Origin of the sequence: Enterococcus sp. DIV2402 (assembly GCF_017426705.2) — a bacterium.
Lineage (GTDB): Bacteria > Bacillota > Bacilli > Lactobacillales > Enterococcaceae > Enterococcus_F > Enterococcus_F lowellii.
The window spans coordinates 2,974,898-2,999,527 of sequence record NZ_CP147251.1; the positions used below are offsets into that span (position 1 = coordinate 2,974,898).

25 protein-coding genes are annotated in these 24,630 nt (G+C 35.0%); 6 read left to right on the forward strand and 19 right to left on the reverse strand.

Annotation, left to right across the window (positions count from 1 at the left end):
• Positions 1–32: 32 nt before the first annotated feature.
• From mgtE to DOK78_RS14575, 4 genes are read right to left on the reverse strand one after another with little or no spacing between them, the layout of a single operon-like run.
• Entirely contained in the window at positions 33–1,400 is a 1,368-nt protein-coding gene (gene mgtE / locus DOK78_RS14560; protein WP_207941586.1) for a magnesium transporter, read from the reverse strand.
• Positions 1,401–1,405: 5 nt separating this feature from the next.
• Entirely contained in the window at positions 1,406–2,308 is a 903-nt protein-coding gene (locus tag DOK78_RS14565; protein ID WP_207941585.1) for an RluA family pseudouridine synthase, read from the reverse strand.
• A gap of 5 nt (positions 2,309–2,313) precedes the next feature.
• Entirely contained in the window at positions 2,314–3,120 is an 807-nt protein-coding gene (locus DOK78_RS14570; protein WP_207941584.1) for an NAD kinase, read from the reverse strand.
• Positions 3,117–3,791, reverse strand: coding sequence for a GTP pyrophosphokinase (locus tag DOK78_RS14575; protein ID WP_207941583.1), 675 nt, complete (start codon positions 3,789–3,791; stop codon positions 3,117–3,119). The genes DOK78_RS14570 and DOK78_RS14575 overlap by 4 nt, the downstream gene beginning before the upstream one ends.
• A gap of 144 nt (positions 3,792–3,935) precedes the next feature.
• On the opposite strand from DOK78_RS14575, the gene DOK78_RS14580 reads away from it, so the two are divergent.
• The 4 genes from DOK78_RS14580 to DOK78_RS14595 all read left to right on the forward strand — a co-directional run bounded on the left by DOK78_RS14580 (position 3,936) and on the right by DOK78_RS14595 (position 7,784).
• Entirely contained in the window at positions 3,936–4,505 is a 570-nt protein-coding gene (locus tag DOK78_RS14580; RefSeq protein WP_207941837.1) for a CYTH domain-containing protein, read from the forward strand.
• A gap of 90 nt (positions 4,506–4,595) precedes the next feature.
• Positions 4,596–5,237 (forward strand): DsbA family protein, encoded by a 642-nt coding sequence (locus DOK78_RS14585; protein WP_207941582.1) that lies wholly within the window; start codon positions 4,596–4,598, stop codon positions 5,235–5,237.
• An 84-nt stretch (positions 5,238–5,321) separates the two neighbouring features.
• Positions 5,322–6,470, forward strand: coding sequence for a cation:proton antiporter (locus DOK78_RS14590; RefSeq protein ID WP_207941581.1), 1,149 nt, complete (start codon positions 5,322–5,324; stop codon positions 6,468–6,470).
• A 165-nt stretch (positions 6,471–6,635) separates the two neighbouring features.
• Positions 6,636–7,784, forward strand: coding sequence for a cation:proton antiporter (locus tag DOK78_RS14595; protein WP_207941580.1), 1,149 nt, complete (start codon positions 6,636–6,638; stop codon positions 7,782–7,784).
• A gap of 59 nt (positions 7,785–7,843) precedes the next feature.
• Here DOK78_RS14595 and DOK78_RS14600 read toward each other — a convergent pair whose 3' ends face one another.
• The 11 genes from DOK78_RS14600 to DOK78_RS14650 all read right to left on the reverse strand — a co-directional run bounded on the left by DOK78_RS14600 (position 7,844) and on the right by DOK78_RS14650 (position 17,856).
• Positions 7,844–8,698 carry a MurR/RpiR family transcriptional regulator gene (locus DOK78_RS14600; protein WP_207941579.1) on the reverse strand — a complete coding sequence of 285 codons (855 nt, stop codon included), beginning with the start codon at positions 8,696–8,698 and terminating at the stop codon, positions 7,844–7,846.
• 142 nt (positions 8,699–8,840) lie between these two features.
• Positions 8,841–9,824 carry a D-isomer specific 2-hydroxyacid dehydrogenase family protein gene (locus tag DOK78_RS14605; protein WP_207941578.1) on the reverse strand — a complete coding sequence of 328 codons (984 nt, stop codon included), beginning with the start codon at positions 9,822–9,824 and terminating at the stop codon, positions 8,841–8,843.
• A gap of 33 nt (positions 9,825–9,857) precedes the next feature.
• Positions 9,858–10,760, reverse strand: coding sequence for a phosphogluconate dehydrogenase (NAD(+)-dependent, decarboxylating) (gene gnd, locus DOK78_RS14610; RefSeq protein WP_207941577.1), 903 nt, complete (start codon positions 10,758–10,760; stop codon positions 9,858–9,860).
• Between the two features lie 134 nt (positions 10,761–10,894).
• Entirely contained in the window at positions 10,895–12,310 is a 1,416-nt protein-coding gene (gene gndA, locus DOK78_RS14615) for an NADP-dependent phosphogluconate dehydrogenase (RefSeq protein WP_339076299.1), read from the reverse strand.
• Positions 12,307–13,014: an HAD family hydrolase gene (locus tag DOK78_RS14620; protein ID WP_207942140.1), complete on the reverse strand. Its 708-nt coding sequence runs from the start codon at positions 13,012–13,014 to the stop codon at positions 12,307–12,309. The genes gndA and DOK78_RS14620 overlap by 4 nt, the downstream gene beginning before the upstream one ends.
• A gap of 96 nt (positions 13,015–13,110) precedes the next feature.
• On the reverse strand, positions 13,111–13,566 hold the full coding sequence (locus DOK78_RS14625; RefSeq protein ID WP_207942139.1) for a PTS fructose transporter subunit IIA: 456 nt from the start codon (positions 13,564–13,566) through the stop codon (positions 13,111–13,113).
• Positions 13,567–13,588: 22 nt separating this feature from the next.
• Positions 13,589–14,458, reverse strand: coding sequence for a hypothetical protein (locus DOK78_RS14630; RefSeq protein WP_207942138.1), 870 nt, complete (start codon positions 14,456–14,458; stop codon positions 13,589–13,591).
• A 24-nt stretch (positions 14,459–14,482) separates the two neighbouring features.
• On the reverse strand, positions 14,483–14,986 hold the full coding sequence (locus DOK78_RS14635; protein ID WP_207942137.1) for a PTS system mannose/fructose/N-acetylgalactosamine-transporter subunit IIB: 504 nt from the start codon (positions 14,984–14,986) through the stop codon (positions 14,483–14,485).
• Between the two features lie 36 nt (positions 14,987–15,022).
• Positions 15,023–15,883: a PTS system mannose/fructose/sorbose family transporter subunit IID gene (locus DOK78_RS14640; protein ID WP_207942136.1), complete on the reverse strand. Its 861-nt coding sequence runs from the start codon at positions 15,881–15,883 to the stop codon at positions 15,023–15,025.
• Positions 15,884–15,902: 19 nt separating this feature from the next.
• Positions 15,903–16,727: a PTS mannose/fructose/sorbose/N-acetylgalactosamine transporter subunit IIC gene (locus DOK78_RS14645; RefSeq protein ID WP_207942135.1), complete on the reverse strand. Its 825-nt coding sequence runs from the start codon at positions 16,725–16,727 to the stop codon at positions 15,903–15,905.
• 22 nt (positions 16,728–16,749) lie between these two features.
• Complete coding sequence (locus tag DOK78_RS14650; RefSeq protein WP_207942134.1) at positions 16,750–17,856, reverse strand: iron-containing alcohol dehydrogenase; 1,107 nt, start codon at positions 17,854–17,856, stop codon at positions 16,750–16,752.
• Positions 17,857–18,182: 326 nt separating this feature from the next.
• Between DOK78_RS14650 and DOK78_RS14655 the strand changes: the two genes are divergently transcribed.
• Together DOK78_RS14655 and DOK78_RS14660 are read left to right on the forward strand one after the other, a co-directional pair.
• Complete coding sequence (locus DOK78_RS14655) at positions 18,183–19,064, forward strand: MurR/RpiR family transcriptional regulator (protein ID WP_207942133.1); 882 nt, start codon at positions 18,183–18,185, stop codon at positions 19,062–19,064.
• A 23-nt stretch (positions 19,065–19,087) separates the two neighbouring features.
• Positions 19,088–19,729, forward strand: a complete 642-nt coding sequence (locus DOK78_RS14660) for a bifunctional 4-hydroxy-2-oxoglutarate aldolase/2-dehydro-3-deoxy-phosphogluconate aldolase (protein WP_207942132.1) — start codon at positions 19,088–19,090, stop codon at positions 19,727–19,729.
• Positions 19,730–19,782: 53 nt separating this feature from the next.
• On the opposite strand, the gene pepF is transcribed toward DOK78_RS14660, so the two are convergent.
• From pepF to spxA, 4 genes are all read right to left on the reverse strand, one after another.
• Positions 19,783–21,603, reverse strand: coding sequence for an oligoendopeptidase F (gene pepF, locus DOK78_RS14665; protein WP_207942131.1), 1,821 nt, complete (start codon positions 21,601–21,603; stop codon positions 19,783–19,785).
• A gap of 82 nt (positions 21,604–21,685) precedes the next feature.
• A complete protein-coding gene (locus tag DOK78_RS14670) occupies positions 21,686–22,639 on the reverse strand; it encodes a competence protein CoiA (RefSeq protein ID WP_207942130.1) in 954 nt (317 codons plus the stop codon).
• A gap of 145 nt (positions 22,640–22,784) precedes the next feature.
• On the reverse strand, positions 22,785–23,498 hold the full coding sequence (locus DOK78_RS14675) for an adaptor protein MecA (RefSeq protein WP_207942129.1): 714 nt from the start codon (positions 23,496–23,498) through the stop codon (positions 22,785–22,787).
• 154 nt (positions 23,499–23,652) lie between these two features.
• Positions 23,653–24,051, reverse strand: a complete 399-nt coding sequence (gene spxA / locus DOK78_RS14680; protein WP_016174349.1) for a transcriptional regulator SpxA — start codon at positions 24,049–24,051, stop codon at positions 23,653–23,655.
• Positions 24,052–24,630 lie beyond the last annotated feature (579 nt).

The following is a 24,630-nucleotide window of genomic DNA, read 5'->3' on the forward strand; positions in this document are numbered from 1 at the left end:
CGCGCTCTATCGTTCGGATATTTTTATTGCCTTTAACTTCCAATAAAATAGCTCATGAACATGCTGGCAATATTAAAATAAATCAACACACTAGTTAAATCACTTAACGTTGTAATAAATGGACCGCTAGCAACAGCTGGATCAAAGCCTAATTTATCCATTAGCATCGGAATCAAACTTCCGGCTAAATTCGCAACTGTGATGGCACACATCATCGCCATTCCAATGACAAAACCTAAAATGGGGTTGCCTTTCCAAACAGCAACAATTGCAAAGATAGTTAAACCGGTGATTGCTCCCGTCACCAGTCCGGTTAAAACTTCACCAATCACTGTCGCAAAAAAAGTATTGCTTTTATCATCGTTCATCGCCAAACGTCGCACCGCTACGGCTAACGATTGCGTCCCCGCATTGCCGGCTGTCCCTGTAATTAAAGAAATAAATACCGCCAAAATACTGGCTTCACTAACTAAATCTTCATAATGACTAATTAAACTAGCGGTAGCCATTCCTAAAAATAACAAGGTAATTAACCAAGGAAGACGTTTCCCAGCAGCTTTAATCGGATTTTCACTGACTTCATCAACGTTAACCCCCGCCAAACCAGAGTAGTCACTCGCTGCTTCTTCATCGATTACATCGATAATATCATCGACGGTGACAATTCCCAATAAATGATCGTCATAATCGGTAACAGGTAATGCTAAGAAATCATAATCACGGAACGTTTGCGCCACATCTTCTTGGTCATCGCCTACGTGGACGGACATGACACGTTCGCTCATGACATCAGAAATCATGGCATCATCATCACTAACAATTAAATCTCTTAAAGAAATAACCCCGACAAGACGCCCTTCTTGATCGACGACATAAATATAATAAATCGTTTCTGCTGCTTTCGCTTCATTTTTTAAGACATACATGGCCGAACGAACGGTTTGATTTGCAACGATGGATACATATTCCGTCGTCATAATCGAACCGGCTGTTTCATCCTCATAATGTAACAACTCTTTAATTTCTGCGGCATCTTCCGCATCCATTAAACTCAAATATTTGGCAATTTGTTTTTTGCTTAACGTATTTAATAAATCGACGGCATTATCGGTATACATTTCAGATAGCATTTCTGCGGCGTAACTTGGACGCATTTCAGATAAATAATCTTTCATGTATTCATTGTCTTCCTCGATTACGTCAAACATATCTGCCAATTCTTTTGGTGAAAGATAGGAATAAACCAAAAGACGTTGTTCTTCTTTTAGGGATTGATAAAATTGTCCCTGTTCATAAATATGCATCTCCAAAAATTCATCTCTAAATTCCTGCAGATTTCCTTCATCCAAATCTTTCCGCAATTGAGTAAAACGTTCTTCTAATTCTTTTGTTTCATCCAATCTCTTCACCTCGTTTCAATTGTTTGTCTGATTTCTGCCATATCTGTTGGCAATGGACATTGAAATGCTAATGCTTTTTTCGTAAAAGGATGCGTAAAATGCAACTCGTAGCAGTGCAATGCCTGACGGACAAGCGGTAAATCCATTGTCCCGCCATACATATCGTCGCCAACTAAGGGACAACCAATTGCAGAAAAGTGCACACGAATCTGATGGGTTCGCCCAGTATGCAGTTGGATGTCTACTAAAGCTAACTCATCATTTCGTTTTTCTAACCAATATTCCGTATTGGCGTATCGCCCTTCTTCAGATACCATCCGCTTAATCAACGATGTATAATCACGTCCGATTGGCAATTCAATCCAATCATGAGCGACTAAAGTGTCCACTTTTCCTGAAAGCAATGCCTGATATTTTTTTACGAAATTTTTTTCACGCAATTGGACATCTAATTTCGCATGTGCAAAGCCATGTTTTGCAAACAGCATTAAACCAGATGTATCACGGTCTAATCTAGTCACGACATGCACGACCTGATTAACATATCCCTGGCGTTTATAATGCGCTTTGACACGATTAGCCATCGTATGATTCGGATGGTATTGCGCAGGTATTGAAGAAACACCTGCTGGTTTATTTACTACTAAAATATGTTCATCTTCAAAGACAATATCAATCGGGGTTTCATCTAATAAAACCGTTTCGTGTTCGCCTTCGTCCGGAATAATAATCCGCACTTGGTCACCAGATTTTAAATAATATAATACATTTTGAATCACATCATTGACAAAAATTTTCCCACCTTGAAACTTAATTTTCGCTAATAAACCTTTTGAAATGCCTTGTTCCTTTAAAAAACTTTTTAGTTGCTGTGTGTGTTCTTTTTGATAATCAAAAATAAATTCCATACGATTTACAATTCTCCAATAAATGCATCACGAACTCGATGCCAAAAATGCATGTGACGATACGAAGCAAAATGAATTCGCTCGTCAGCAATTCGGTACTGCACTGACTCAATTTGATCTTGTTGAATATTGAATTGATCAATGGTAACTAAATAATCATTACTATCTTGTAACTTAATCTCCACCCATTCTTGATGTGCCACCACAATCGGTGAACCCAACGTACGAAAAACACGATTGTTCAAAGAAGCAATTTCGGCTAGTTGAAAGGCATTAATACTAGGGTGTAAGACGGCTCCACCGACGCTTTTGTTATAAGCAGTAGAACCTGTCGGCGTTGATACAGATAAACCATCCCCACGAAAACGTTCAAACAATTCATCTTTAATGTAAATATCCGCAACCATTGTTCGATTGCCTCGTTTAATAGTAGATTCATTCAATGCAATAAAATGCTTGTCTGGTTTCCCATTTCGATATTTAATACGTACATCTAATAAGGGATAACTGACACTTTTTTCTTGATTTGTACATAAAGTTTCAACTAATTCTTCTAATTCATAGTCACGCCAATCCGTATAAAACCCTAAGTGACCAGTATGCACACCTAAAAAGCGCACTTTATCTAATTTATGATTATAGAGATGAAATGCTGATAACAACGTGCCATCTCCACCTACAGAAATTACGATATCTGGTTGATCACGATTAATTTCGTGTCCTCTTTTGGTTAAAAGTTGATATAATTTGTCAGCAGCTTTTAAGGATTTTTCGACATGACTGTGAATAACAGCCACTTTTAATTGTCTCATAAAGATTCTTCCTTCCATTCTGCAATCTGCTGATAACGACTATCTCCGGAACTGCCTTTGCCATGTGAAAACAAATGTTGCGCTTCTTGTATTTCTTCGCGAATGCTCGACATCTCTCCATCCAATTGATACGCAGCTTCAGCCGCACGCTTCAAACGTTCCCCTATTTCTTTAGGAAAGTCTCCTTGATATTTATAATTTAATGAATGCTCAATTGTAGCCCAAAAATTCATAGCTAACGTTCGAATTTGAATTTCTGCAAGAATTTTCTTTTCGCCTTCGACTAATTGAACAGGATATTCAATTACTAAATGATACGAACGGTAACCACTCACTTTATGATTCGTTACGTAATCTCGTTCGATAATCACTCTCATATCTTTGCGACTGCGCAGAAGCTTCACAACTTCATGAATATCTTCTACAAATTGGCACATAATTCGTAAACCAGCAATATCTGACATTTCGGCCTCTAAGCGTTCCACTGGAATATTACGCAACTCACATTTTGCTAGAATACTTTCGACAGGTTTGACACGTCCCGTAACAAATTCAATTGGAACATGTTGATTTGTTTCACGAAATTGTTTTCGTATCCCACGAAGTTTGACCTTCAATTCTGCAACTGTTTGCTCATAAGGGGCTAAAAAACTATCCCAATCCTTTTCCATACACATTCCCTCATTTCTCAGCTAACATACACCTATCATTTTATCATAAGTGACGAAAAAGCTTTAGTGTTCCTTTTCGGTTTTGTGCAAAAAGTTGACGAACCTCTCTTTCTAAGGTAAAAAGAAGAGAAGGGACTGATGAAGATGAAACAACTTGAAATTGAATTTAAAACATTATTAACTGAAACAGACTACCATTATTTCTGCAATTTTTATCATTTAAATGAACCAGATTTTCACACACAAACCAATGTTTATTTTGACACACCTACTCAAGATTTACGCCAAAAGCACTGTGGATTACGAATTCGCCAATATGCTGATAGAGGCGAAATTACTTTAAAAACACCACAAGAAATTGGTTTGTTAGAAACCACCGATTCTTTAACTTTAACCGAAACACAACGGTTAATTGAACAAAAGGTCCTTCCAACTACAGGAGCTGTGGCGCAAGAGTTAGCACGATTAGAGATTGAAATAAGTCAATTAACAATTTTAACATCTTTAACAACTAAACGCGCTGAGTTTGTCATTGCTGAAGGATTATTAGCCTTAGACGAAAGTTGGTATAATCAAGAACATGATTATGAATTAGAGCTAGAAGTTGCTGATGCCCAAATTGGCAAGCAAGCCTTTGAACACTACCTTCATACCCATGCTATTACTTATCGCCCCGCAGAAAATAAAATTGTTCGCGCTACTAAAGCAAAGTAAAAAGGTTTTCATTTTGCCTTTTCTACTTTTTCTGTTAAAGTATAGATGATTTATTTATCTTAGAATGTAATGTATTTGGAGGAACACCTAGTGATCGAGATCTATTTGTTTATTCACCCATTTGGTTCGCTTTGCCTAGAAGAAGAAACCAGATTAATCGATTTTATTAACGAAAGCTCCGAAAAAATCAATTTGCAAATTTTGCCTTTTGTTAATATGACCACTACAACATCTATTATGCGTAAGTATGGTTGGGACAAAAAAGATTTAGACTCTAGAAACACTTTTTTGAATCACTCATACTCGGCAGCACTTGACTACAAAGCAGCACAGCAACAAGGCAAAAAATATGCACGGATTTTTTTACTTAAACTGCAAACAGCAATTATCTGTCACAAAACGCCTTATTCACAGCAGCTAGCGGAAACTCTTTTTGCAGAAACTGGTGGCGATATCGATATGTTTCGTGAAGATCGGCAATCGGCACTCGTCAAAGAAAAATTTTGGCAAGATCAACAGACCGCCAGAGATTTACATATTCAACATCAAACTTCAGCAGTTATCTATAATTTTTATCGTGAAGAAGAATACGGCATTCTCTTACAAGGTGGCGATGCGTTGCGCACCATTCCTTCGTTGTGCCAAAATGCGAGAATATTCTCCTCTTCTAAACGTTTAAAACGTGCGAATGAACGTGTCCACGTAGAAATACCTAGATTAAGACTACTGTAATCCACAGACCGTTAGAAATAATTCTAGCGGTTTTTTTTATGTTATACTTGCATTGCTAGTTTTATATAGAAAGGTTGAATGTTTATGGCATTTATTGGCACACTCTGCCTAATATTAATAACTACCACTCTGGCTTCGCATTTTTCACGAAGAATCGGTATACCAGCTGTAATCGGGCAGTTATTAGTCGGCGTGTTCTTAGGTAGTGCTGGTTTACATCTCGTACAAACCAACGAATTGGTACACGAATTTTCTGAAATCGGTGTTATTCTGCTCATGTTTTTAGCCGGTTTAGAAAGTGATTTAGCTTTGTTACGGAAATACTTTAAGCCGGGATTATTAGTCGCTGTTTTTGGCGTTATTTTGCCACTGGTATTAGGTTTAGGAACCGGTGAAGCCTTCCAAGTTAGCTTCAAAGAATCAGTCTTTTTCGGTATCATTTTAGCAGCTACTTCCGTTAGTATTTCGGTTGAAGTGTTAAAGGAACTCAATGTTGTTAATACAAAAGAAGGGTCGACAATTTTAGGTGCATCGGTTGTTGACGATATTTTAGCAGTATTAATTTTAAGTTTAAGTATTCCCTTTTTTACAGGTGGTGCTACTAACGAAACGCCTCTTTCGCTTTTATTGATTGAACAAGTTCTTTATTTTGTGTTGATTTTTGCTTTAGTCAAATGGATTGCACCTTATTTGATTCAATTGGCAGAAAAGTTATTTGCCAATGCCGCAATTATTATCACTTCGTTAGTTATTTGCTTAGGTATGTCGTATCTTGCTGATTTTGTCGGATTAAGTTCTGTCATTGGAGCCTTTTTCGCAGGAATTGCGGTTAGCCAAACAAGAGTCAAACAAGAAGTCATGCATAATGTGGAGGCATTAGGTTATGCAATATTTATCCCCGTCTTCTTTGTAAGTATCGGCTTAGATGTTTCTTTTGAAAACTTTGGAAAACGATTGTTGTTTATCGTAGCTTTCACAATTGTCGCGATTGTCTCTAAATTATTGGGGGGATTCTTGGGTTCCAAAATTGCTGGCTTTGAAACGAACAGTGCCTTAATGGTCGGTGCAGGAATGATTTCACGTGGCGAAATGGCGCTGGTCATTTTACAAATTGGACACCAATCAAATATGATTGAACCGCAATATTACTCACCTTTAGTCATCATTATATTGTTAAGCACCTTACTTTCCCCATTAATTTTGAAGTATTTTACGAAAAAGGCATATCATTAAGAAAGTAGATAGAGAAAAATCTCTACCTACTTTTTTTCATGAAAAAATACTCACTTTTTTCACAACCACTAGAAAAAAGTTAGGACAACCAAACTTTTTTAGTGCATCCGCTTTCGTGAAATGGTACAATTATTTTGTTACTTTAAATAAGAAAGGTCGGATGTTATGGAATTTATTGGTATTCTATGTCTCATTCTTGTGTCGACGACAATCGCGTCACATTTATCGAGGCGAATTGGCATACCAGCTGTTGTTGGTCAACTCTTAGTCGGGGTATTACTAGGAGGTGCAGTTCTCAATTGGGTTCAATCAAGTGAACTGGTACATGAGTTTTCAGAAATTGGTGTTATCTTGTTAATGTTTTTAGCTGGATTAGAAAGTGATCTAAGCTTATTAAAAAAATATCTAAAACCTAGTTTATTAGTTGCAACGTTTGGCGTTATCTTCCCCCTGGTTCTTGGCGCAGTTTCAGGAACCGCATTTCAAATTAGCTTCCAAGAATCATTCTTCTTCGGAATTATTTTATCAGCAACTGCAGTAAGTATTACTGTTGAAGTTCTAAAAGAAATGAACGTTATGAATACAAAAGAAGGTTCAACAACTTTAGGTGCATCGGTTATGGATGATGTCTTAGTTGTTTTAGTTCTAAGTTTAAGTATTCCACTTTTAACAGGTTCCTCCTCAAATGGTGTTCCCTTACCGCTTATGATATTAGAAGAAATTGCTTATTTCGCTCTAATTTTTATGTTGGTCAAATGGATTGCCCCTTATTTAGTAAATTTAGCAGAAAAATTATTTGCTAATTCAGCTGTCATCATTGTTTCACTTGTCATTTGTTTGACAATGGCTTATCTTGCTGACTTTGTTGGTTTGAGTGCCGTTATTGGTGCCTTCTTTGCCGGAGTTGCCGTGAGTCAAACAAAAGTCCAACATGAAGTAATGCACAACGTCGAAGCGTTAGGTTACTCCGTGTTTGTTCCAGTCTTCTTTGTCAGCATTGGATTAGATGTTTCATTTGAAAACTTCAAATCACAATTGCTCTTCATTATCGTCTTCACATTTATTGCTGTGGTCTCTAAAATTCTAGGCGGTTTTACTGGTTCAAAACTTGCTGGATTTAGTACCAACAGTTCTTGGATGGTCGGTGCTGGTATGGTATCTCGTGGTGAAATGGCCTTAATTGTTTTACAGATTGGCTATCAAGCAGGATTAATCGATCCTAGCTATTATTCTCCATTTGTAATCATTATTCTATTAAGCACAGTAATCGCACCATTACTTTTAGAATTCTTCACAAAAAAAGTGTACCCATAGAAAAAGAAGCTTTGAGCACACATTCGCTCAAAGCTTCTTTTGTTTAGTTTTCTAGGTTATTAATCATCCTCTGATGAAAGTCGTGTTTTATTAATAATTGCTCGTGATTTCAAAAGATATTCTTCGTTATCATCTACTTTAATTGCATAAATCATAAATAAGGCATCTACCAGAGCAATTTGTGCAAGTAGCGAAGAAACAGCTTCTGGTCGATATTTTGTTTCATCTGAAACGGAGACAAGAATGATATCACTAAGTTTTGCCAAAGGTGAGTGGCGATTACTGGTAATCGTAATAATAGGAATATTTTTTTCTCGGGCAATTGTTGCTAATTGAATCATATCTTTATTGTGACCAGTATGTGAAATTAAAAAAAGACAATCATTTTCTCCTAACTTGGTTAAAGACATCATCTGTAAATGATAATCTTGAATATACGTACAGTTCAATGATGAACGTAAAAAACAATGAAATGCATTCATAGCAACAACTTGTGACGCACCCAAACCAAAAATGCTACATGTCTTTACCTTTGCCAACAAATCAATTGCTTTTTTTAAATCTTCTTCCATTAAAATAGATTGTGTCTCATCTAATGAAATCTTGCTCATATAAAATGAATTCGTAGCAATTTCGACAAACGAATCATCTTTAGTCAGGTTTGGAAAAAATTTGGATGATTGTGCATCGTGGCCATCATATACTTTCAAACGCATTTCTTGATACGATTGATAGCCTAGCTTTTTAGATAGACGCGAAATAGTAGCAATCGAAACATTTATTTTTTTAGAAACATCCGAAATTGTCATCATACTAGCTGCTGCAACATCTGCTAGAATAAAATCAATCACTGTTTTTTCTGCTTTCGTTAGATTCTCATAATTACTTTTAGCAATACTTTGAAAATTAGACATATTACTCCTCCCTATTAATGTTAACTGACCCAACATCTTTGGTAAATCATAAAATAAAGCTGCTACAAAAGCAAGTTCCATTTTATCTATTCAAATAAATAAAATCGCCATGAAGCGGTCACTTCACAACGATTTTTTTATTTTATATAGGAGTCACTATCGTATCTGGTTGTTTTCCCACAATCATGCGCTCTAAATCAGTTACACATTTATCACCCATTCCTTCTAAACACTCAAAAGTATATGCCGACGTGTGAGGTGTAATTAACATTTTTTCATTCTTAAAGTAAGGATGTGTGTTCAGCGCTGGTTCTGAAATCATGACATCTGTTGCAGCGGCTCGGACAATTCCTTTATCAATAGCTGTCAACAGAGCATCTTCTTCAATTAATGCACCTCTAGCTGTGTTTGTGATGTAAACACCTTTTTTCATCTTAGAAAAAGCAGCTTTATTTAAAATTTGAAAGCTAGTTTCATTTAACGATGCATTCAGAGAAATGATATCTGCTTCTTGTAATAATTCGTCCAGTGGTACTATTTCTGCTTGATGTTTCTTTACCCACTCTGAATCAACATTAGGATCAGTTACTAATAAGCGAGTATTAAAACCATATTTTAAAATTTCTGCTACTCGGCTACCAATATTTCCGCAACCAATCACACCCACTGTTTTACCAGTTAAATTATTTCCCATAAATTGGGCACGATCTTGCCAACGATTTTCTTTAGCAGCTTGAGAAGAAGCCACTGTTTGGCGAACAAGTGCCATTAAATTGGCCACAGCATTTTCAGCAACTGCATCACGTTCAACTAGAGGTGGCACAATCGTTACAATCGTTCCTTTTTCTTTTGCTGCTTCCAAATCAACGTTATTATAGCCGATTCCATGACGAGAAATAATTAATAATTCATCTTTATGCTCAAAAAATTCTTTTGTGAAAAATGGTGTAACACTAGATATTATTAAATTGTATCCATGTAGTTCATTTGCTAGCGTCACACCATCTATATCATTTGGAAAAGTGAAACGTTTGACGGGTCCAATAGCTTCCAATCTTTTCAGATGATCTGGAAACCATTCCCCAAAACTACTTGAATTAACAATTGCTATCTTATATTGGCCCATTTTACTGTTTCCTCCTCTTTTCATTAATATCTATCATTCAATTGTTTTCATTGCGTGTCCTCCAAAACCATTTCGTAAAGAGGAAACAACTTTTCCTGTAAATGTATCGTCTTCTAATGAACGATAGCGCATCATTAATGACATCGTAATCACGGGAATTGCTACTTGTTTTTGCAACGCTTCATCTACTGTCCATTTGCCTTCACCAGAAGAATACATAATTCCTTTTACCTTATCTAACTTTGGATCTTTCTTAAATGCTTCTTCTGCTAATTCGATTAGCCATGATCGGATAACAGAACCGTTATTCCAAAGTCTAGCAACTTTTTCATTATCAAAGTCATACTCAGAATGTTCTAATAAGTCAAACCCTTCTCCAATAGCTGCCATCATGGCGTATTCAATACCGTTATGAATCATTTTTAAATAATGACCACTTCCTGATTTTCCTGTATACAGATAGCCATTTTGACATGAAATTTTTTCAAAAAGCTTCTCTACAAAGTCAAAGGTTTCTTTATTCCCACCAATCATAAAGTTCCCACCATTCAATGCACCACTCATCCCACCAGAAGAACCACAGTCTAAAAACGAAATTCCTTTCATTGCTAAGTATTCATAATTTTCAACAGAGTCTTTAAAAAATGAATTTCCGCCATCGATGATAATATCACCTTCAGATAATAATTCGCCTAACTCACTAACTACCTGACGTGTGACTTCACCAGCTGGAACCATTAACCAGATGATACGTTTTCCTGATAATGCAGCAACAACTTCAGATAAGGATCCTACTTGCTTGAACTCTCCTTCCATTTCAATCGTGCTTGCTTTATCGTACCCAATTACTCTTATACCATTCCGCATCATATTTTGGGTTAATCCTAATCCCATTTTTCCTAAACCAATCATTCCGATTTCATTTATAGCTTCCATTGTTTGTTATCTCCTAACTATTATTTTTCTTAACCTTATATTAAGAAAATAATTTACATTTGTCAAACAATAAAAGAAAATATTTTACAAAAAATGTTAAAAAAGGAGATTGGATGCCTCCAACCTCCACTTTTTTACTCATACCATGAATAATGGAAAATTCCTTCACGGTCTGTACGTTCGTAAGTATGTGCACCAAAATAATCACGTTGCGCTTGAATGATATTCGCTGGCAAACGTTCCGAACGATATGAATCGAAATATGAAATGGCTGATGAGAATGTTGGTACAGGTACTCCTGCTTGAACGGCTAACGCGACCACATCACGAACAGCTTGTTGGTAGTTCGCAGTAATGTCTTTAAAATAATCATCCAACAATAAGTTTTCTAAATCAGCTTCTTTATCATAGGCATCGGTAATTTTTTGCAAGAATTGTGCACGGATAATACATCCTTCACGCCAAATTTTCGCAATTTCACCGAATGGTAATTCCCAATTATATTCTTTTGAAGCAGAACGTAATTGCGCAAAGCCTTGCGCGTAGCTCATAATTTTACTGAAATACAAGGCTTGACGAATTTTTTCAACAAATTCTTTTTTATCGCCTTCAAACTGATACGCGGCTGGTTTTGGTAAAACGTTACTTGCTTGTACACGTTCCTCTTTATATGCAGAGATATAACGAGCAAAAACAGATTCTGTAATTAATGGTAAGGGTACACCTAAATCTAGGGCACTTTGACTCGTCCATTTCCCAGTTCCTTTATTGCCAGCTGCATCTAAGATTACATCGACAATTGGTTTTCCTGTGCCTAAATCGTCTTTACGTGTTAGGATATCTGCAGTAATTTCAATTAAGAAACTATCTAACTCCCCTGTATTCCATTCGGCAAAAATTTCGGCCATTTCATCCACAGACAAACCTAAAATGTTTTGCATTAAATCATACGATTCCGCAATTAATTGCATATCTCCGTATTCGATGCCGTTATGCACCATTTTTACATAATGACCTGCGCCATCTGGACCAATATAGGTCACACAAGGGGAGCCATCTTCTGCTTTCGCAGAAATTTTTTCTAAGATAGGTGCCACTAATTCATAGGCTTCTTTTTGACCGCCAGGCATGATTGATGGGCCTTTTAAGGCACCTTCTTCTCCACCAGAAACACCGGTTCCAATAAAGTTAATGCCAGAGTCTGCTAATTCATTACTACGACGGATCGTGTCTTGGAAGAAGGTATTTCCGCCATCAATTAGCACATCCCCTTGATCTAAATGTGGTAATAAGGATTGAATGGTTGCGTCTGTTCCGCGACCCGCTTGAACCATTAATACAATACGACGTGGTTTTTCGATAGAATCAACAAATTCTTCCACGCTGTAAGTTCCTTTTAAGTTCTTATCTGGATTGTCATGAACCACTTCTTCTGTTTTTGAACCGGTACGGTTGTATAAAGCAACAGAATAGCCCCGGCTTTCGATATTTAGCGCTAAGTTTTTACCCATTACGGCCATCCCAACAACGCCAATTTGTTGTTTTGTCATCTGTACTCCTCCTGATTACATCTTTTTAGTAAATTTTTTTCAATTAACCAATGTGCAACGTTTTCTAAACTAGGAACAATTGTTTCTATATGCCTAAAATCTGCTGGAATCTCTACTACTTGTTCTGAACTACTGTCAGGAACAATGATAAATGGAATCTTTGCATTGTTCGCTGCTCTAGCACCCGTTATAGAATCTTCCAATACTAATGCAGATTGATGGTCTACACCAAGCATCTCTAAAGCCGTGAGATACAATTCTGGATGAGGTTTAACATTTGCCACCTCATCACCAGTAATTACCACATCAAACCATGAAGTCATATGATAATGTTCAAAAACACGTGACACTCTATTTTTATAAGAAGAAGTTGCAACGGCTGTTTTTATTTGATTCGCTTTTAATACTTCTATTAATTCTTTCAAATAGGGTTTCAAAGGAATTTTTCCATTTGCTAGATTCTGGTAAAAATAGTCTTCTCGTATTTTACGAATAGACATCACAATAGACAGGTCATTCGTCAATTGCTGTAGTGCTTTAATATTGTCATCTATACTTCGACCTGCTGCATCGTTAATAAACGTTCCTGGTAATTCAACGTTCAAAGCGTTGGCACCTAATAACCAACCTTCTTTGTAAGTTTTTTCTGTATCAATCATTAGACCATCCATATCAAAGACAACCGCCTCTAAGGATCTTGTCATTAAGCTTTCTCCTTTGCCATCAATTAAAACTACTCTCAAAAAATCAGTCATTTCTGAGAATAAAGAAGTCTACCACTTAGCGAGAATAATTAGTTGTTAAAAATCGTCCTCTTCTTCATCTTCTACACCTGTAGACTGTAGTTCCGTCACATGCCAAGAGGTAATGCCATTTTTTCCTTGTTCCACAATTGTTGCTACCGCTTCGTTTACAGGAGTTCCAATGAATTGATGATTAATAGCTTCTAAAAGCATAGGAAAACTTACACCTGAAATAATGTGAACTCTCTGTTGTAATTCTTCATCTAGTCCATTAATTGCAATGACTGATTGATTGTACGGACTGGCACTTAATAAATCCGCTAAGATAATGACACCATCACCATCATCTACTTTTTTTACTGCATCAGTAATATCGTCCCCCAATGCATCTACAGGATTCCCTGCATGCAAATTAACAATTTCTATATTATTTGCTTCACCCACTACTACTTCTGCGGCATCTTTGAATCCATCACTAAGTTTTCCATGTGTTGCTATCACAATTCCTAACACATTTAATTCCTCCTCTTTTGATTCAATTGAAAAAATCGTCTAAATTTTGATAGTTTTCGTAATTAAGTTCTTTTTCTTTTAATGTTTGTTTCTTCAATACCAGTTCTTTCCAGACTTTTGTAGAATGAGTCATTACTGTTAGATACTCAAAATTAGCATCCCATTCTTTTGCTATAATTGTTGGTATTTTCGTTTTTTTATCATCATTACGAACTACTCTAACTAATTCACCTTCAGCCCCAACTGAATCTAAAATAGTTAACCGTTGAGAGTTTAAGTTCAATTTTTTCCGCACTTTTTTAGTGCTAGTATCCCCTTGACAACCATGATCGTAAAACACAAAAGCAAGAGTCGGATCTGAGTTCTCTTTTATAAAGTTCAGCATATATAAGAGAGACGACGTGTTCCTTATAAGATTATTTTTTTCTGGCCAACCCCTTGTCACTTGTCCAAAAATATAAAAGAAGACAAAGTAGAACAAAACAAGCAAAATGGTCTGATAGGAAATGCCTCCTTTTTCAAAGACGGGAATTCCTATAAAATACGTAAACAAAATTCCTAAAATAAGCATTATAAGAGATAGTCCCATAAGAGTATTGGTTGTTTGCTTCTTTTGTTTTTCTACACTAAAGACATAATAATCCCCTTGATAAATTGCGGGCGTGTCATAATACGTAGCAATAACATGTTTCGCTTTTTTTAAATCTCCTACAACAATATGAAAACTATTTTTGTCTTGCTTATCTTTTCGTATTTCTACATCCTTACGTATACTTAATAAATCGCTGACAAAACTTTGTAAAAAGCGTTGTTTTTGATGTTTTGTATATCTTTTCTTATATAAAAGATTGTAACGGATAAACCAATCGTTGAATTGTTCTGTCATTGTCATATTTACACCTATCTTACTATTCGATTAATCGAATTTTGTTAGAACCGTTTCTAAAGAAGTACTGGAAGCTGCTGGTGTTGCTTGGAAATAAATATTTTCAACCCCATAATTGTCTTTTAATTCTTTTAACTTCAACGCATCTTCTTTATTTGTATATACTGACTTAGTGACAAGAATATCTTTATCGGGATTTTTTTGAGCAATCCCACCAATATTAACGTCAGTCATTGGAATACCATGTTTGACTAGTTCATAGACAGTATCAATTGTTTTCGTAACAATAATACAGTTATATTCTTTAAATTTAAATTCGTCCCAATAATATTTACATTTTTCTGTCGTCATAACTATAGTTTTCTTACCAGTTCGGCTACCAGCACTCTTGTATAAGTCTTTCATAAACTTATCTTTTGCTACTACGTCATCTACGACAAAAATTGAATTTACTCCACTCTTTTGTGACAATGTCAGCATTACTTGCCCATGAATCAATCGCTCATCTACTCTTGCTAAATTTACTACACCCATTAAAAATCTTCCTTTCTATCACGTGTTTTTAGTTTGTTATAAAATACCTATCGCTGCCAAAACAATCAAAATTCCTGTTAACCATAATAATGCTTGCGTAACCTTCAATCCCTTTTTCGTATAATAGAGATACACACCCATTACAGTTGCTAATGGTAATAATCCAGGAACAATTTTATCTAGTATTTCTTGAATAACAAATTCTCTTCCAGAAATATCAAATGACAAGCTAGACGTAACCGTAATATAATTCCCTGCTAAAACCCCCATCATAAACAGACCAAGAATTGACAATAAATCAATCATTGTTTTGATTCCAGCACTTTCCATCAAACTAGTTGCATTTCGCCCCATCGAGAATCCTTGTTTTGCAAAGAATAATCCCATGGCAAATTGATACAATGCAAAGGCAATAAATGGGAATAAAGCACCCATTGCGCTACCTTCTTGCGCCCATGGTACAGCAATCGCAATAAAGATATATTGAATAGTCCCTGAGTCAATAGCATCCCCAATTCCAGCTAAAGCGCCCATCAAACCTGCTTTGGTATTGTACATTAAGTCATCAGTCATAGTTATTTCTTCATTGTTGTACTCTTGTCGTGCTCTTTCTTGTTCCATAGAAGACATTAAGCCAGTGATAACACCACCACCCCAAGTTAACTGAGTATTAAAGAATAATAATTGACGTTTATAAGCTGCTTTTAATTGTTCATCATCTTTATATAATTTTCTTAAGATAGGCATCATTCCATATAGAAGAGATGGCGCTAAGTAACGCTCAAATGAATGTGGAATTTCATTTGCAAAATGCCATCTTAAATATGATTTACGAACATCATTTTGTGTAATCTCTTCTGGCGCACCAGCTTTTTTTACATTTTCATTGTTAGTCATCAATTTTCCCTCCGTTCAATTAAAAATCATCGTCATCATCATCAAAATCTACATTGCCACTAGAAGATGCTGCACTTGGCGTAGTATTAGAACCTTTTGCTAATACAAATGCTGCAGCAATTAAAGCTCCTAAAATAGCATAAGTTACCATTGTGATTTCTAGTGGTTTGAAAATCACACTTGCAAAATAAGCTAAGAAGAAGAAAATCAAATAATCTTTTCTTCCAATAACATAAATGGTAGTTGCAATACCTATAGCCGCTAAACCGCCACCTACAACTTCAAGAATATGAATAATAACTGTTCCTTCTAACGCTGCAATCACATTCGCAATAACGGGAGCACCTAAATAAAGAGCAACAAACACTAATGGAACAAATAGCATAAATGACGCGATAGTTGGATACCAAATGATTGAACGTCTCATTGCTCCATCATCTAATTTTTCAACGGCAGTATCAATGTGTTTACCTAAGAAAGTATTGATAAAGAATCTAAATTGATATAAATAACTACCTAACAAACCTACGGGTACAGCAACGGAAATCGCAGCTTCAGGTGCTAAATTGCCTAATAAAGCGACTGGCACTGCAATTGCCGTTGCAATTGATGGTTCTGATGGCATCGATCCACCTGGTGAGAATACCCCCATATAAATTAACTGAATAGCAGCTGTTACAATCATCGCTTGTTTTACATCGCCTAATACGATCCCTACAACCAAACCAGTCATTAATGGTGAGAAACGTAAGGTGAGCGTTGCCCCACCACCAAGCCATCTAGACATAACGGCTGCAACCCATAATGCAATCAGCAAACTCTGTAAGACTGTTAATGTTTCCAAAATAATTCCTCCTTAATAATAATTATTTAGTAGCAATATAGTTTTCTAAATTAAAAATCGCTTGTTTCACTCTTTCTTCATTAACTTCAGTCGGTATTAAATGTACTTTTTCCTTACTATTTATAAAAGTGACAATCTTATTTGTTTCTTCTTTTGTTAGCGGTACCAATTTCATATCTGCTAAAGATTTTGGTAAATTGAGCATCTTATAAAAAGGCAATAACTCATCAATTAAAATCCACCGTTCTTCTAATGCCAATTGATAAAGAATACCATACGCTACTTTTTCCCCATGTAAATAGTGATGACTAGCTGGTAAGTATTTTGAAATAGCATCATGAATCGCATGAGCAGCTGCATTACGTGCATATTTGTCCCCTAAACCACCTACTAAACCTGCTACAGCGAAAATGATTTCCGATAGATTAACAAATTCTTCTGAAACAATTCCTTGTTTCATGTCTTCAATTGCTTTTTGACTACTTCCTAGAATTGCTTCTTTACTAATCATCGATGTGTATCTAGCTAATTGTAAAAATGGATAATTCAAGAGTTCTGGTTGACTTACAATCAAATCTGATTCATACCATTTTGCAATAGTGTCTGCTAAACCTGCTACAAAATAATTAATAGGCGCGTCAATAACCAAATAGGGATCTGTAATCAGAAATGTCGCTTGGCGCAAATAATGCTCTGTTGTCCCTTCTGCTTCTCCAGATTCTTTATACATAACAGACAATGGTGTCCACGGTGCACAATTGCTGGCTAAGGTTGGAATAACCCCACTTGGTAAATTGTTGACATGTGCTGCATACTCCACTAAATCGACCAATTTCCCTCCACCAACACCAATAATGAACTCTATCTGCTCTTTATCGACAATCTTAGAAATTAAATCCGTGCCATAATAACTGCATTCTCCCGTATATTGATGATAAATAAATTGATATTTTTTGTTTGAGAGAAAATTCATAAACGGTTTGGCTTTCTTCCAAGATTCTGTTCCATGTACAACTAAAATTCGCTTTCCTCTAAATTCATCCAATATTTTTGGAACAAACTCATCAATAGCTCCTTTAGAATATTTGTAGAACTGAGGACCTGGTTTTACTTTTAAATCATTTAGCACTTTTTTATCACCTCTTTAAAAATAATGAAAAGTAGTTACTGCAAATACATTAAAAAAAGATAGATAATTTCTATCACTTATGAATGATTTGCAACAAATGACTATTTGCCCAATTTTATTCCAACTAAATCTTTGAGAAACATCTATCACTATATAAAGAATAATGAAACCCTCTTAACTTTTTTATTTAACTCCTTTCTGTGTTTCACTATAAATTCAAAATATCATAAAAAATATTTTTTTGTAAAGGCTTACAAAAATAAAATTTATTTTTTAAGAATATTGTGATAAAATATTTTTATAAAAACATGAAAGGGTGTACAATTATGAAGGATAATACTTATTTAATGAATAAAATTTCCCAAGAGTATCGATTTTATAGTGATACTGAAAAAAAAGTAGCTGATTACTTTCGCCAAAATTCCAATGAATTAATAAAAAAAACAATTACTCATTTATCTGATGAGATTGGTGTATCACAAACAACTATTTTCAAATTTGTAAAAAAATTAGGATTTGATGGTTTTCAAGATTTTAAAATTTCTTTGGCGGTTCATTCTAAGAGTTCAGATTCTGATTCTGTATTGACAGCATATACGGATATTACGCCACAAGATACAAGTGACGAAGTAGCCACAAAAGTATTGAATTCAAATATTAAATCCATGAATTATTTAATCAATTCTATGTCAAAAGAAAAACTGGATAATGTACTTACGATGATTCAAAAATGTAATTATATTCATTTCTTTGGTATTGGTGGTTCTTCTGTGATTGCATACGATAGCTATCAAAAATTTTTACGAACCAAATATCGTTGTGACTTCACTTTTGATTATCATTTACAATTGATGAATGCAACCAAATTAAAAGAAGATGATGTTGTATTTCTTTTCTCTCACTCTGGTCAATCTGTCGAAACACTCAATTTTGCTCAAGAAGTTTCAAAGAGTCAGGCTAAGCTAATCGTTTTAACAGGTAATCCCTACTCTGATTTAGTTCGTTTGTCAGATGAATCTTTTACTATTTATTCTGAGGAATCCAAATTCCGAACAGAATCTTTGTCTTCACGTATCCTTTATCTCACTGTAATGGATATTATCTATGTTAATTTAATGTATCAAGACGACAAAGTTGCTCAAACTTCCATGAGTAAAATACGTTCAATTTTATCTACATCGAAAACAGAAAGCGATTACATCTTATAATATTAAAAAAAGGAGAACTCTCTATGGAAACATTCAATTTGTTGGAACAGTTAGCAGAGGAAAAATTTTTACCTCTCTACACAGCTACTTCCGAAAAACATTTGCCCCTTGCTAAAGAGCTTTTACTAAAACATCAACTCCACTTTATTGAAATTACGTATCGCAGTTCCTTAGCTAGTCAAGCCATTACAGAATTAGCAAAAGATTCTTCCTTAATCGTTGGTGCAGGTACCGTTCGTAACTTAGAAACTTTAAAAGAAGCCATTGATAGTGGCGCATCGTTCATTGTTACTCCTGGTTTTAGCGACGAAATTGTCGCTTATTGTGTAGAAAAAAATATTCCTATTATTCCTGGAGCTGTTACTCCTAGCGAAATTATGCGTGCTGCCTCCTATGGCTTAAATGTTGTAAAATTTTTTCCTGCTGATATGTACGGTGGTTTAAAATCAATTCAATCATTAAGCGGTCCATTTTACGATATGAAATTTGTTCCCACTGGAGGAATCAATCAAGGGAATTGTCGCAATTTTCTTTCAACTCCAGAAATATTAGCTGTAGGTGGTTCTTTTATTCTATCGGAAAAACGCATCATGAAAGATAATGGTAAAACTGCTGACCAGAAGTTAGCTACGCTTATTAAAATTCGCAATCAAAATAAAAAATAAGGACAAAAAAAGAGTGGAAAAATTCTTCCACTCCTCTTTTTTATAAACTAAACTTAGTTCTGTTCTAGTTCTTCAACTAATGCTTCTAATTCGTTTAAACGTTTTTCGAACATCTTCATCGCATCTTCAAGATAGTCTGCTTTTGTCATGTCTACGCCAGCTTTTTTCATTACTTCAATTGGATAATCACTACTACCGGCTTTTAAATAATTCAAATAGTTTTCCAATGCTTCAGGACCTTCAGAAAGAATTTTTCCTGCTAAAGCAGAAGCTGCTGAAAAGCCTGTTGAATATTGGAATACATAATAATTATAATAAAAATGTGGAATGCGTGACCATTCTAAACGAATTTCAGGGTCCATTTCTAAAGCATTTCCATAGTATTTTTTATTTAGATCACCATAGCTCTCACTTAAAAACTCACTCGTTAATGGCGTTCCTTTAGCATCTTCCACATGCATAAAGTGTTCAAATTCCGCAAATTGTGTTTGACGGAAAACCGTTCCTTTAAAGCCATCTAAATAATGGTTGAGAACATAAGCACGCACTCGAGGGTCAGTTTCTGTTTCTAATAAATGTTCTGTTAAGATATTTTCATTTGTTGTTGATGCAATTTCTGCTAAGAAAATAGAATAATCTCCATATACATACGGTTGATTATTACGAGTAAAGTAACTGTGTACACTATGGCCCATTTCATGAACTAGCGTAAATAATTGATCTAACGTATCATGCCAATTCATTAAAATATATGGTAAGGTATCATACGCACCTGAAGAATAAGCACCACTACGTTTGCCTTTATTTTCTACCACATCAATCCATCGATTAGTAAAGGCTTCTTTAACAATCGCTAAATATTCTTCACCCATTGGTTCTAAAGCTTGAACAGCTTTTTCAACTGCTTGTTCATACGTATAGCTAATTGGTGCCTCACCCAATAACGGTGTGTAAACATCGTACATGTGTAATTCATCTACGTTTAACAAACGTTTGCGCAATGCCATGTAACGATGCAACAATGGTAAATTTTGATTGACTACGGATACTAATGTATCATACACACTCTCTGGAATATGGTTACTACTTAATGCCGCTTCACGTGCTGATTGAAATTTACGTACTTTCGCTTTATAGTTATGTGCTTTGATATTTGCACTGAGTGTTGAAGCAAATGTATTACGAAATTGTTCATACACACTATACAATCCTTTAAAGGCGTCTTCACGTACACGTCGGTCGGTACTTTCTAATAATTGACCATAAATGCCATGTGATAATTGAATTTTTTCACCATCTTCACCTTCAATCGTTGGAAAAACTAAGTCAGCATTGTTTAAAACAGAGAACGTATTACTTGGCGAACCAAAGATTTCACCTGCTGCTGCTAATAAAGCCTCTTGTTCTGCTGGTAAAACATGCGCCCGATTATCAACAGTTTGCTTAACAAAATGACGGTAAATCGCTAAGTTTGGTTCTTCTTCAAAATATCCCCAAATAACGTCGTCACTTAAAGTTAATAATTCTGGTTCTAACCAAGAGATAGCTTCACTGGTTTGAGCTAACAAACTACTTGCTCGGGCATACAAGGCTTGATAGGTCGTATTGGCAGTATCTTGATCATTTTTTAAATGGCTGTAAACATACAATTTTTCTAATTTACGAGATACATCCAGAACATATTCTAATGCTGCTAAAAAAGCGGCACCACCGTTCTTTAAGGTTCCCTTATAAGACGAAGCATGTGTTAATTCTTCTTGTAGTTCTTTAAACGCAACTTCAAAAGCTGAATCATCCACAAAAATTTTCGTTAAGTCCCATGTTGATGCTTCTGCGACTTCTTCACGTGTCGGCAATTGTTTTGTTTCTGACATATATGTTTCCCTCCTCTTAAATAAGACCAGTGTATCATATTTTTTCTTATCTGCCATAAGGAAACTGTTTCGACATACACCGTTATTTAGCAAGTCGCTGACACTCTTGATAAACCAAAATTAAGATTTCTTTTTGTAATATTAATGGATACTGCCAAGTAAACTCTAAATACTTTAAAAGTTGCAACCACTCGTCAAAATTAGCGGCCTTCGTAAAACAATAACGTAAAAACAATAGTCGATCGTCAAAGAAAAAATAAAAATCACTCACTTGATAACACCACCCCGGCAACGTCTGAATATTCCCGCCAAGCAAATATATTTTTTGTTGTAACTCATGAATTTTAGCATTATCTAAAAACAATTTTCGTTGGATATGATACCGATATTCAGTAAAATTCCATTTTAAAGAAGTTAATTGCTGATCTGTGTATAACAAGAGAGCTTCCAATGGTTCTTCTCTAAAGCACCATTTTTTTATTCGATAAACAAAACCTAAGCGAAAATGATTTCTAATGGCATACACTAACCAAATTTCTTTTTGCTGTGCTTTTATTCCCCAAAGATGAATGCCTTTTTCTGGAGAATACGAACAAAATGCTTTCTGTAACTGCCCCCATCGCTGTTGTGGTAAAAGTTTGTTACCAAGTAACCACCACGGTTGATACCCATGTTTTTGGTAATTCTTTGTGCGTTCAGTATAACGTTCAAAAGAAAGTGGCGAGCATTGGATTTCAATCGCTAACGAATGGACTAAAATATCTGGTCGTTGTTTAAGTTGAGGCAAATATGCTTCGAGTTGCCCACCACTCCATTGATGGAAAAATGATTTATTCATTAAATGTTCTGCTGTTTCGCCTTCGCTAAAACTAAAGCATTGCGTATGTGGCTTATGCGCAAAATGTGGTAATTTGATACGTCCTTTTTTAAAAACAACCGATTCTTTACACCCAGGACAGATTAAGGCTTCTGTGGGTCGTTCGTTTAAATCATTAGCAAATAATTTAACACCCGCTTTCGTTTCAGCAATTAACATACATTTCACCTCTTCAATACTAACTACGAAAAAAGACAAGAAAATTTTTTCTTGTCTGATAATCAATTACCATTAGTTTAAAAAGTTAACCTTAATCAAAAAAGTGGTAGCTAGAAACAATTTCGTTTCTAGCTACCACTTTTTATTAATTAAGAAAATAACGTTTCGTCATTCCTATAGCATCCATCTCCATGATTGTTTCTCCATGTTCGACTAAATAGTCAGGAGTCACTGTGCTTTTTCGTGCAAATTCAGAAAGAAGCGCTGTATGATTTTCAATTTGTTTATCCGTTAAGCTATCTTCTAAGAAAAAGACATCTAGATAATACATGCCATTCATTAGATAAAGATTGGTTACAACATCTTCTAATTCTATTTCTGTAGCTAATTGAATCATTGCTTCAAAAGAACCGACTTCAAATACTAATTCACGAGTTACGGGTACGGATTCTGTTTCATTTTTTTCTTTTTTAGCAGGTAATTGGTTTTTGAACCAATCCATCATTTCTTCTTGAGAAAATCCTTCATAAGACTCTGGATCTTCATTTTTTAACCAGTCTGTGATCTCTTCTGGTGAATAATAATCTCCATATACCTCATAAGGATCCATGTTTTCAAGAGAAGCATTTTTACTAATAAACAATTCTAGACCATCGCCTTTAGGCAAAACTTGAAATGTCACTGCTTCGCTTCCTTTGAATTCATCATTCACGTCTACTTCTTCTAAGATACTATAAAAGAAATTTTCGATTTCCTTGTGATTTCCCAGTAAGTCTAAAAAAGTGATTCCTCTAGCAGCTAAATCTTCGCTTTTGATTAAGACACGTATTGTGTTCTCATTAATATGTTCCATTTCCATATTAGCTACACCTCACTTATCCTTCATATATGTCCATTGTAACGGATGGGCTAGAAATGTAAAGAGAAAAACATTACAAAGTCAAAAGACACAAGCATTCTTAAACAAAAAAAATAAGACAAAAACCATAATATGATTTTTGTCTTATTGACTTCTATAATCCTGCCATTAGTTGCGCTTGTCTTAATTCTAATTGACGAACATCACGTGGTAAGAAACGACGAATTTCATCTTCGTTAAAACCAACTTGTAATCGTTTTTCGTCAATCATAATTGGACGACGTAACAAACCTGGGTTTTCTTGGACAAGAGTTAATAATTCTTTTAGTGGCAATTCATCAAGATCCATATTCAACTTTTGAAAAACCTTTGAACGTGTCGAAATAATCTCTTCCGTACCATCTTCAGTCATTTGCAGAATTGATTTTAATTCTGAAATGTTCAATGGTTCAGAGAAAATATTTCGCTCAACGAAAGGAATTTCGTGCTCTTGTAACCAAGCACGAGCTTTTCGACATGAGGTACAACTTGGGGAAGTATATAGTGTCAACAACGTGCATCACTCCTTTTTAAATTAAAAACAGAAGACTCATTTGTTTCACTTCTGTTTTCATTATAACGTACCCCATTGATAATTACTAGTGTTTTTCGCAAGTTTGCAAACAAAAAAAATGTTATTTAATAGAAATAAACCTTGTGATTATCCGCATTTTATCAAGGTTTTTTCCATTTTCGAATAATTTTAATATTTTTTCTAATTTTTTTATTATTATGCAACAGACAGAAAAAACTGTTATATAATTTAATTATTAATTACAAAATTAAACAACAATTTCTATCTAATTTCTATTCAAAAATCCCACTTTCTTATTAAAAATAAGTCCTCTTCAAGACAACATACACAAGGTATTTGACAATTATGGTTCTATAATTTTCTAAAAAATTTTTTTTATTCATTTAAAGAATAAAGGTTGACAAAAAACATTTCATTACTTTTTCTTGTGTTACTTTTTTTCTGAAAATCTAAATTTTCGAGCTTTTTTAAAAAAATTTTTATGAGTATTTGATTTGTATTTTTTTATAAAATGTGAAAAAAATAAAAAATCAAAAAAAATGCGAAATTCACTATAAT